Raw genomic sequence first — 11325 nt, forward strand, 5'->3', positions numbered from 1 at the left:
AATAAATAATGAGAGTAATAAATATAATAAAAGTAGTATGTGTATTGTGTACTATTGCTTCCTTTAATTCTTGTCAAGATTATTTAGAAGTAACTCCTAAATCATCCGTATCTGAAACAACACTTTGGAGTGAATCTGGGAATGCAGAGCTGTTTTTAAATGGGATTTACGGAAGTATACGCGGGCCGATTGATTTTTTTGATCATGGCGATAACTTTACGGATAATACTATAAGCCAATATTTGTGGTCAAATAGCAGAAGTCGATATGTATTAGGAATTTCAGATCCATCGACCACCTCCAATTTACAACAATGGAATTCGTACGATAAAATTAGAAAGTGCAATGTATTTATTTCAAATATTGAAAGTAGTGATATTCAGGGTGATTGGAAGAAATTAAGAATTGCTGAAGCTAGGTTTTTACGAGCTTATTTTTATTCTATTTTATGGACTTCATATGGCGGAGTACCTATTATTACTGATGTACTGGATCGAAATGAACAAGGAGATGAAATATTTAGAGCTAGAAATTCAGATGCAGAAACTTTTCAATTTATAGTAAGTGAGTGTGAGGCAATTGTTAATGATTTACCAGTGGATAATGGTGGAAGTAGAGCGAGCAAAGGATCAGTACTTACATTACAGGCATGGTGTGAATTATTTAATGCAAGTCCATTAAAAAACGAACAAAATATTTCCGATAGATGGGCGTCAGCTGCTGCAACTTATAAGAAAGTAATGGATTTAAATTATTATAGCTTATTCCCAGATAGAGAAACTTTGTTTTACGAAGCTAATAATAACAATTCAGAAATAATTTTTGATAAAAGTTATTTAGGAGGTACTTCAATAGGTAATAGTCGTTCAGGACTCCAACCTATAGGTGTCGTTGGAGGTACCCAAAATTCATGGTCAGGAGTGAATGTGACACAAGAATTAGTTGATGAATATTGTATGGCTAATGGACTTCCAATAGATCATCCAGAATCTGGGTATGATCCTCAAAACCCTTATCATAATAGAGAAAAAAGATTTTATCAAGATGTGATATTCGATGGCGCTATCTTTAATGGTTTGCCTGCTGTGTATAGGACTGGATCTGGAAGTTTAAATGAATTGGATTTAAATTTTGGTTCAACTAATCGTCCTTGTACAGTTTATCATCCAAGAAAGGCAATTGAAGAACAGTATTATGTAAATGGGCATAATAGATTGAGTAGTGCCAATTGGAGTATTTTTCGGTATGCAGAAGTTTTATTGGGGTATGCTGAAGCCCAGAATGAAGCAGTTGGTCCTGATGCTAGTGTTTATGAAGCTATGAATGAAATTCGAGCAAGGGTGGATTTACCCTCTTTGGTTGAAGGGCTAACTCAAGATGAGATGCGTATAGCCATTCACCGAGAACGTAGGGTCGAATTATGTTTTGAGGATAAAAGGTGGCCTGATTTAATTCGATTAAAAATTGCTCATCTACGTATTCCAGGGCCACTTCATACAATGGTTATCGAAGAAATCAATGGCGTGAAAAAATTTGATGTAGTTGAAACAGGAGGTAATAATCGGGCTTTTGATGAAAATAAAAATTATGTTTTACCAATCCCTCAATATGTAATTGATCAGAATTCAAAAATTGATCAAAACCCTGGATATTAAATCGAATTTTAAGTTCCTTAATATTCGATTTAAGTTATAGAAATAATTTGTGATAAATATTTATAATAATACTAAAGTATGAAGAACAATACATTTGACGCTATAGTGATAGGAACTGGGATCAGTGGGGGATGGGCAGCAAAGGAACTATGTGAAAAAGGTTTAAAAACCTTAGTATTAGAAAGAGGTCGGAATGTAGAGCATATTGTAGATTATGACGATATGGTTCCGTCTTGGGAAACCAAATATCGAGGTAGAGTAACGAATGAGGATCGCAGAATCAGTCCCGTACAAAGTGGAGTGTATAATTATAACGAAAGGTCAAAAAAATATTTTGTTAATGACTTAGATAATCCTTATATCCAGGATAAGCCTTTTGAATGGGCCCGGGGCTATCAAGTAGGTGGACGTAGTTTGATATGGGGCAGACAATGTTATAGAAGGAGTGAGCTAGACTTTGAAGCCAATGCAAAAGACGGATTTGGTGTAGATTGGCCTATTCGATACAAGGATATTGCTCCATGGTATGATTATGTAGAACCAATTGTTGGGGTGTCGGGTTCCAAAGAAGGACTTCCACATTTGCCTGATGGTCAGTTCCAGCCTCCTATGCCCATGAATTGTGTAGAAGCGGAGGTGTCAAGGCGGATTAAAGGCAAATTTTCCGATGGGAGAATGATAATTCATGGGCGAACAGCGAATCATACTTTGAAGATCGATGATAGAGGTCCATGCCAATACAAAGGCAGTTGTGGTGCTGGACATGCCTGTTCTTTTGGAGGGTATTTCTCCAGTAATTCTGCTACTTTGCCTATGGCGGCCAAGACTGGGAATATGACTCTAAGACCATTTTCAATGGTTCAAGAAATACTGTACGATAAGGAGACACAGAGTGCTACTGGCGTTCGAGTCATTGATACGGAGACCTTAGAACAACGAGAGTTTTTTGCAAGGATAATATTTCTTAATGCTTCGACACTAAATACTACTGCGATATTATTAAATTCAACCTCTGATGTTTTTCCAACAGGATTGGGAAATTCGAGTGGTCAATTGGGACATAATTTAATGGATATGCCCTATGGTATGGGTGCAAGAGGTACGTATGAGGGATTTGAGGATAAATTTACATTTGGTCGACGACCTACGGGTATTTTTGTACCTCGATTCAGAAATATCAATAAATCTACCGAACAAAAAGACTATGTACGTGGATTTACCTATCAAGGTGGGGCAGGAAGAGGAAGAAAAGCAAGCGAGGGTTTTGGTAGAGGATATAAGGATGGATTAGCAGAACCTGCGGATCAATGGACCATGGCCATTACAGCTTGGGCGGAACACTTACCCTATTTTGAAAACAAAATGTATTTACATAAAGAAAAGAAGGACAAATATGGTATGCCCGTTATCTGTGTAGATTGTGAATTTAAGGAAAACGAAGCGGCCATGGTGGATGATATGATGAACAGTGCTGCCGAGATTCTTGAGATGGGAGGACTTAAAAATATTGAAACTTATAATTGGGAAAAAATCCCTGGTTCTTGCATTCATGAGACGGGTACCGCTAGAATGGGAAAGGATCCCCAAACATCGGTATTAAACAGATGGAATCAGATGCATGACGTCAAAAATATTTTTATTACCGATGGTTCTGCCATGTGTTCTTCAGGAACTACCCCAGGTCCTTCAATCACCTACATGGCCTTAACAGCTAGAGCGGTAGATTACGCTGTGAAAGAATTAAATAAAAGAAATTTATAATATTTAAAATTATATGAAACGCAGAGCTTTTATTACAAAGGGGGGCATTTTATTAAGTACAATAACTGTGGGGAGTAATTTTGTATTAACGACTTCTTGTAGTTCCGATACTGTTGCAGAACTGAGTGGATTAGTTTCTGCAAAGGAGAAAAGGCTGCTCAACGAACTTGGAGCCATTATAATCCCGAAAACCGATACCCCAGGAGCTAAGGAGGCTGAAATTGCAGAATACATGGCAGTGATCGTCGAAGATTGCTATTCTGATGAAGACCAAGAAAAATTCAAATTGAATTTGTCAAATATTGAAATGAAGTGTAGCCAAATGCACAATCGGTCATTTTTGGAATGTTCCCAGGGGGAACGAGAGGATTTAGTAATGGCATTGGAAGAGTCTGATGAGAGTTATAGTTCGATTAAAAGTTTTATTACGTCCGCTTATCTATCTTCTAAGATTGGGAAGACAGAGTTCTTTGATTATTATCAAGTTCCGGGTAAATACGATGGTTGTAGTGAAAAACGCCCATGGTAAGAATAGCTTCCATTTTTTTATGAAAAGAAGATAGAATTATGAATGATTTTGTGAATAGAAGAGCTTTTCTTCGTCAGACCAGTATGGTAGGTTTAGGAGTATCGACATTAGGTGTTGGCTACGGTGCTATTCCAATAACTGAGACAAATGAAAGATTGATTTCATCAAAAAACGAAGAATCACTTCATTGGAATGTATTAGACGCTCACTGTGTCTTGGGGCGACATCTCAAATTAAGAGGAGGTGGACTACATACTACTCAAGATCTTTTATCAGAAATGGATCATTATGGAATATCAGAGGCTTTGGTATTGGATAGTTTAAGTAAAGAGAATTTTCCTTGGGATGGGAATCAACGGATATTACAGTTAACTGAGAAACAACCTCGTTTACATCGTGCTTGGTCTATTGTTCCTTCTTGGACGGAAGAAACAAAACAAACTTCTACTCAGTTTTATGATTCAATGGTAGAACATGATGTCGAGGCAGTATTTTTATTTCCTAATCAATACCTATTTAATTTATCAGACTGGTGTATTGACGAGATCATTGCACCCTTAGCACATCACAAAGTTCCCATTTTTATTAATCCTACAGAGGCAAATGGCAGAGGAGGATCGGATTCTACAGATTGGGACGGTGTTGTCGCTTTGTGTAAACGGTGGCCCAATTTACCGGTAATCATAAGTGAAGGCAGGATAAGAAGATCCCAACGGTTGCTCTATAAAGCATTTGATGCTTGTCCGAATTTACATTTAGAATTGAGTGCATATTGGCTACATAGAGGGATTGAATATATTACTGAAAAATGGGGTGCAGACAGAATGGTTTTTGGCTCAGGATGGCCGAAATTTGGTCAACATATGACCCTGGTTAATTTAACAACTGCACAAATTAGTGATGCGGACAAAAAATTGGTTGCAGGTGATAATTTAAGAAACCTTTTAAGTTGGAATAAACCATTTGAAAAACAAAATATAACGCTACCACCGCCAGAAGATGAATACGTAGCATATGGTCGTTCGGGGAAAAGGCCTGCGGATATGAAGTTTTATGATATACATGGTCATTTGGGTGAATACAATGCCCATTACCATGTGCCCAATGCACAGATAGCCGATGTAATAAAGGATGTGGATTACTATGGTATTGAAAAAGTGTGTGTATTCAGTTTCGCAGGAGTCTATAGCGATGAAAAATTTGGAAATGATATTGTTGTAGATGCTGTTGAGAAATATCCTAAACCCTTAATAGGATTTACTCTTTTGAATCCACTGCGTGGTGAAAATGAAATGATTGCCGAACTCGAACGAGGAGATAAAAATGGAATGCGAGGTATAAAATTAATTCCAACTTATCAAGGATATCCAGTGGAAGGTTCATTAATTGAAATTGCATGTCAGTGGGCCCATGATCATCGTCAGATAATCATAAATCATTATTGGGGATCTGCAGATCAGGTGGAGAAATTAGTGTCAAAATATCCCAATGCTTGTTTTGTAACAGCCCATACAACTATTGAATATGCTGATGTTATGAAGAGGCATCCCAATTTATATGTCTGCTCAGTCCCCTTGTTAACGCCACGCAAATGCGAAGAGGTAGTGGAAGCGATTGGGGCAGATCGCTTTTTATTTGGGACAGATTTACTGGATTTGCCAATTGGTTGGGGATTAGGACCCATTTTATTCGCAAGAATAAGCGCTGCAGACAAAACATTAATCTTGAAGGACAATCTAAAAAACATATTGACCAATTACAGTTTATTAAAATAGATATATTTCTATGAATCAATACAATAGCTATACATACTTATTATTTGCTTTGACATTTGCTAGCTGTGCTAATCATTCAGAAACTGAAAAGATAAGAGCGGAAGCGCTGTCCTCTTTCGAAATAGCGGAAGGATTTCAAATAGAGTTGATTGCTTCAGAGCCTTTGATATCCGATCCAGTAGCCATGGAAATTGATGAAGATGGAAATATGTATGTGGTAGAAATGCATGGATATCCATTAGACAAGAGCGGTTCTGGCAACGTTAAACTATTGACAGATACCGATGGTGATGGAGAAATGGATAAGGTGAGTTTATTTGCGAATGATTTATTATTTCCGACTGGTGTAATGAGATGGAAAAAAGGTATTATGGTAACCGATCCACCCAATGTGTTGTATTTTGAAGATACTGATAATGATGGAGTGGCAGATGTACGAGATACATTATTGCATGGTTTCTCGATCTCCAATCCTCAACACAATGTAAATAGTCCTATGTTGGGGCTGGATAACTGGATTTATATAGCCAATGAGTCGGCTGTTGCTGCCAAGGTCTATACGGAAGAATTTAGCGATCCGGGTTCTGAATTGCATTTCTACAAACAACCCGATGCGCCTTCTTTGGGAGTCAATGGTGGGGGTAGAAGAATTCGATTCAAACCAGATGAATTAAAATTAGAAGCAACGTCTAGTCGCAGTCAATTTGGTCAAACTTATGATAAATGGGGCCATCATTTTTTAAATTCTAATGCCAATCATATCTATCAAGAGGTAATTGCTGCTTCGTATCTTGAAAGAAATCCTGATTTGCAAATATCTAATTCAACCGAAATAATTTCCGATCACGGTCATGCAGCAGAAGTATTTCCCATAACTCTGAATCCTCAGCATCAATTGTTAACAGACTTAGGGGTGTTTACTTCAGCTTGTGGCATCACTGCTTATGGAGGTGGATTGTTTCCCAAGGAGTTTGAGAATTCTGTATTTGTGTCTGAGCCGGTGAGTAATTTAGTACATGTAGATATCGTACAGGAAAAAGGTTCGACTCATGTAGCCTCCAGAAAATACGAACAACAAGAATTTTTAGCGTCAAAGGATCCTTGGTCAAGACCAGTGAATAATTATGTAGGACCCGATGGAGCACTGTATGTAGTGGATTATTATAGACGAATAGTCGAACATCCTGAATGGATGTCCGATGATGTGGTGGAGTCGGGGATAGTATATGATGGTGTGGATCAAGGCAGAATCTATAGAATCACCCCGAAAGGGACGAAGCCGGCCAATTGGACAAGAGATTTTTCTATGTCTGATCTATCAAATAAGGAATTGGTTAATTATTTAAACAATCCTAATAGTTGGTTCAGACGCACTGCTCAACGATTGATTCTGGATCGAAGCGATAAATCAATCAATAGTGAATTGACGGAATTAGTTCGGACAAAAGAAGCTTCCTTGGGGCGATTGCATGCAGCATGGACAATGGAAGGTTTGAATGTATTGACTAAAGAAATTATTATTGAGTTATTAAAAGATCCTGTGGCAGGTATACGAGAAAATGCCATCTTATTGTCTGAATCCTTTTTAGACAAAGAGGAAGTGGTAACTGCATTGTTAGGTCTTCAAAACGATGAGAATCCTCGTGTGCGATTCCAATTAATGTGCACCTTAGGGTATATTGATTCTCCAAAAGCGAATAAGGTACGACTAGAGATGGGGATGGAAAATGTGGAGGATTATTGGATTCAAATAGCGTCGTTGTCTTCATCATCTCCAGATCTAGTAGGTTTGTTAGATGCAGCCATCAATCACTATCAAAAAGATGAAAAATCCTATAAGAAATATATTAGTAAAATTGTTTCAATGATCTCGCGACAAAACAATACAGCAGAGATTAAAAATTTAATTCAGCGAGCTTTGAAGTCAAATATAAAAGAGTCTGAAGGATGGCGGATTGCTATTTTACAAGGATTGATGGCTGGGAAAAGCAATGTTGACTATAAAAGCTTGACATTTGAAAGGGAGAGAAAACTTTTGTATGGTATAGTATTTTCTAACCATTTCAAAGAATTAAAAGAGACTAGTTTGTCTTTGCTGACAGCAATGGGCTTACCTGTGGATATCAATATTGGGAATGCCATTGAAAAAGCACTTGTAGTGGTAAAGTCAACTACATCATCAGAGTAAGATCGAATAATAGCCATTCAGTTTTTAGCGCTTACGGATTATCCTGAATTAAAACTGATGCTAGAACAAATGCTGATTCCCAAAGAGTCGATTGCTGTTCAAAAGATTGTTTTGAAAACTTTGAGTACGATACAAGGAGAGGAATTTCCATTGTTTGTGATCGGAAAATGGAATTCGTTTTTACCTAATTTAAGAGACGAAGGAATAAGATTATTGTTGTCCAATGAGAAGGGAACGATTGAACTAATCAAAGCCCTAGAGGCTGGCACGGTTGACCCTTCTGCCATTCCGTGGCCAAGACAGGTTGGCATGATGGCACAGGCCGACGATAATTTACGACTGCGCTCGAGAGAGATATTTTCAAATAAAGTAAATGATGTAAAAAAGAAAAAAGTATTGGAGCAATACAGTGATATATCCTCATTGAAAGGAGACGTGGATAAAGGACTTGAAGTTTTTAAAATAAATTGTGCTACCTGTCATCAAATTGGAGGAGAATATGGAACCGCTTATGGTCCGGACTTAGCGAGTATTAGAAGCCGTAAACCAGAATCGATTGTAAAGGATATACTAGATCCAGGATTATCCATAGCTGATGGTTATGATCTGTGGGAAGTGAAATTAATAAATGGGGAAACAAAACAAGGAATAATTAGCTCAGAGACGAGTAATTCTATTAACTTAAGGGTGTTAGGTTCCTCAGATGAGGTATTATCTCGAAGCGATATTGAAGGATTAACAGCCAAGAATATATCTGTAATGCCAGCAGGATTAGAAAGTCAAATCAGTATAAATGATATGGCAGACTTATTGGCCTTTATTAAAAAATTAAAAAAGTAAACATGCATTTTACAGCTTCATTTCAAATGTCATTGGTATTCAGTTTATTACTATTTACAGTATGGACAGTTGATGCACAGAACTTTCGTGCGGCGGTGGTTAAAAAAGACATAACACCCCATAATTCTCAGCATTTATTGGGGTATGGCACACGAATGTCTACCGGTGTATACGATAGTATCTATCACAGAATAACCATTTTGGATGACGGTGAAAATGAATTTATATTGGTATCAAGTGATATCTGTTTGGTCGCTCCTTCTGAATATGATAGAGTGAGTAAAATGGTACAGGAGAAATTTAATGTGGGTGGAGATCAATTTTGGTGGAGTGTAACCCATACGCATTCAGCACCAGAAGTAGGGCCTCCAGGACTAGCGGAGGTGTTTTTAGGTGATCGCTATGAACATCAATATGATACGGCTTATACCAATTTTGTAGTAAAAGAATTGCTGGCAGGCATTGTTGAAGCTCGATCGCAATTGGTGTCAGCCCGATTGGGAGTTGGCTGGGGTTATTCCCAAGCCAATATAAATCGTAGAGCAAGAAATGGCAAAGGAGGAACGCGATTGGGGATGAATCCAGAAGGTCCGGTTGATCGAAGAATTGGGGTTTTAAAAATTCAAAATAGTGATTCTGGTGCATTGATGGCTTTGATAGCCAATTATGCTATTCACGGTACCGTGATGAGTGGACATAATTTACTAATCAGTGGAGATGCACCCGGAGTGGTAGCAGAATATGTAGAGGAGAAAACCGGAGCACCTTTGTTGTTTATCAACGGAGCAGCAGGAAATATAGCTCCGTTGTACAGTGTATATCCCAGCCCACAGGCAGGACATTTAGATGAATTTAAACACTTATTGGGAGATAAAATATTAGATGCAAATTCAAATATAATAGCGAATCGCATAGATGTGAAACTGAATTTTGGAGAACTTGTAGTGAAATTGCCGAGAAAAGAGGGACTGGGTTGGCTAGATGATTTGAAAAACTTTACGGCAAAAAATGACTTTGGTGGAGATGATGTATTGTTGCCTATACGATTTTTGAAAATCGATCGAGACATTGGAATTTGGGCAGCCCCACTGGAGTTGTTTTGCGAGATTTCAAATGAAATAAGAGATCGCTCTCCATTTGGCTATACCTTTTATTACGGCTATACCAATGGTTGGTTGGGATATATGTTGACACAGGAAGAGTTTGGATTAGGTGGATATGAACCTATGGTTTCTCCTTTTGCCCCGGAATCGGGAAGGCAGTTAACAGAATCCGTAGTATCCTATCTAAAAGGAGAATTATTAAGCAAATAAAAATAAAATTAGGATGACTAACAAAATTTCATTCAAGCAGAGTATTCTAGTCGTATGTTTAATATTGATGAGTTCATTTATTGTTTTTTCTCAAGTACCTGATTTCCCATGGCCTGACGGTAAAAGGATGGCGATAAGTCTGAGTTTTGATGATGCAAGAACGACGAATCCTACGGAAGGTGTTTCCTTGTTAAATGAGTACCATGTAGATGCTACCTTTTATGTTTTACCTTCTCGAGTAGAAGAGAATATAGAAGGTTGGAGACATGCGGTTGAAACGGGGCATGAGATGGCTAATCATTCCATTCACCATCCCTGTAGTGGAAATTTTGGATGGGCAAGACCTTTGGAAGATTATACAATGGATCGAATGAGGGATGAACTAATGACTGCCAATAAGGAGATCAAAAGATTGTTAGGAGTAGATATGGTGTCTTATGCCTATCCCTGTGGTCAGATAACGATTGGGCGAGGGGAAAACTCACAAAGTTTTATACCATTGATATCTGAATTGTTTTTAACAGGAAGAGAATGGTTAAGTGAAGCACCTGTAGATCCTTGGTATTGTGATATGGCGGCGCTTACGGGTATGAAGATGGACAATAAAGATTTTGAAGAGATATTACCAATAATAGAAGCGGCCTCGAAAAAAGGTCAATGGTTAATACTAGCTGGTCACGAGACTGAGGAAGCATCGAAGAATCATTCGACGAAGTTGTCATTTTTGCGAAAGTTATGTGAATATGCAAAGGATCCCAAAAATGGAATATGGATCGCCCCTGTAGGCACGATAGGGAAGTATGTTGTTGAAAAAAGAGCAGAACACCTAGATAAAATTAATATCCCTCAAATAACCCGAAAAGAGAGTGACAACTTTATTTTGAAAGCCATCAATGGCAAAGGAGTGGGGCCTAATATAAAGTATATGCCGGAGTGGGAAGCTTTTGGCTGGTTTATGGAAGATGATCGTGTTGAATGGGATATGGAAGTAGAAACCTCAGGTGTCTACAACGTGTACATGGAGTGGTCTGTAGACGATAAGGAAGCTGGCAAGGGATACGTAATTGAAGTAGGAAATAAACGACAAGTAGGGAAAGTAGAGAAATCGGGTTCATGGGAGACTTTTAAAAAGAAATTAGTTGGTCAAATTCATTTGAAATCCGGATACAATAGGGTGGTTTTTAAACCGGAATCTAAGTTTGGAGAGGGGGCCTTATTGGATCTTAAGACTTTGACTTTTCAATTGGATACCGCTGATCAATAA

General features: G+C 38.0%; 8 protein-coding genes. All 8 read left to right on the top strand.

Translation table 11 applies throughout. The features are described from left to right. The first annotated feature begins 8 nt into the window (after nt 1–8). The 8 genes from LVD51_RS06810 to LVD51_RS06845 all read left to right on the top strand — a co-directional run bounded on the left by LVD51_RS06810 (nt 9) and on the right by LVD51_RS06845 (nt 11325). On the top strand, nt 9–1655 hold the full coding sequence (locus LVD51_RS06810) for a RagB/SusD family nutrient uptake outer membrane protein (RefSeq protein WP_236970456.1): 1647 nt from the start codon (nt 9–11) through the stop codon (nt 1653–1655). 78 nt (nt 1656–1733) lie between these two features. Further along, nucleotides 1734–3416, top strand: coding sequence for a GMC oxidoreductase (locus tag LVD51_RS06815; RefSeq protein WP_236970457.1), 1683 nt, complete (start codon nt 1734–1736; stop codon nt 3414–3416). Between the two features lie 13 nt (nt 3417–3429). Next, nucleotides 3430–3945, top strand: a complete 516-nt coding sequence (locus tag LVD51_RS06820) for a gluconate 2-dehydrogenase subunit 3 family protein (RefSeq protein ID WP_236970458.1) — start codon at nt 3430–3432, stop codon at nt 3943–3945. A gap of 38 nt (nt 3946–3983) precedes the next feature. Beyond that, nucleotides 3984–5720 (top strand): amidohydrolase family protein, encoded by a 1737-nt coding sequence (locus LVD51_RS06825; RefSeq protein WP_236970459.1) that lies wholly within the window; start codon nt 3984–3986, stop codon nt 5718–5720. 10 nt (nt 5721–5730) lie between these two features. After that, nucleotides 5731–7908 (top strand): PVC-type heme-binding CxxCH protein, encoded by a 2178-nt coding sequence (locus LVD51_RS06830; protein WP_236970460.1) that lies wholly within the window; start codon nt 5731–5733, stop codon nt 7906–7908. 57 nt (nt 7909–7965) lie between these two features. Continuing rightward, nucleotides 7966–8748, top strand: coding sequence for a c-type cytochrome (locus LVD51_RS06835; RefSeq protein ID WP_236970461.1), 783 nt, complete (start codon nt 7966–7968; stop codon nt 8746–8748). 2 nt (nt 8749–8750) lie between these two features. Continuing rightward, the gene (locus LVD51_RS06840; RefSeq protein WP_236970462.1) at nt 8751–10061 is read left to right on the top strand and encodes a neutral/alkaline non-lysosomal ceramidase N-terminal domain-containing protein; all 1311 of its coding nucleotides are present in this window, start codon (nt 8751–8753) and stop codon (nt 10059–10061) included. A gap of 13 nt (nt 10062–10074) precedes the next feature. Further along, a complete protein-coding gene (locus LVD51_RS06845; protein WP_236970463.1) occupies nt 10075–11325 on the top strand; it encodes a polysaccharide deacetylase family protein in 1251 nt (416 codons plus the stop codon).

This window comes from Membranihabitans marinus (assembly GCF_021729155.1).
Lineage (GTDB): Bacteria > Bacteroidota > Bacteroidia > Chitinophagales > Saprospiraceae > Membranihabitans > Membranihabitans marinus.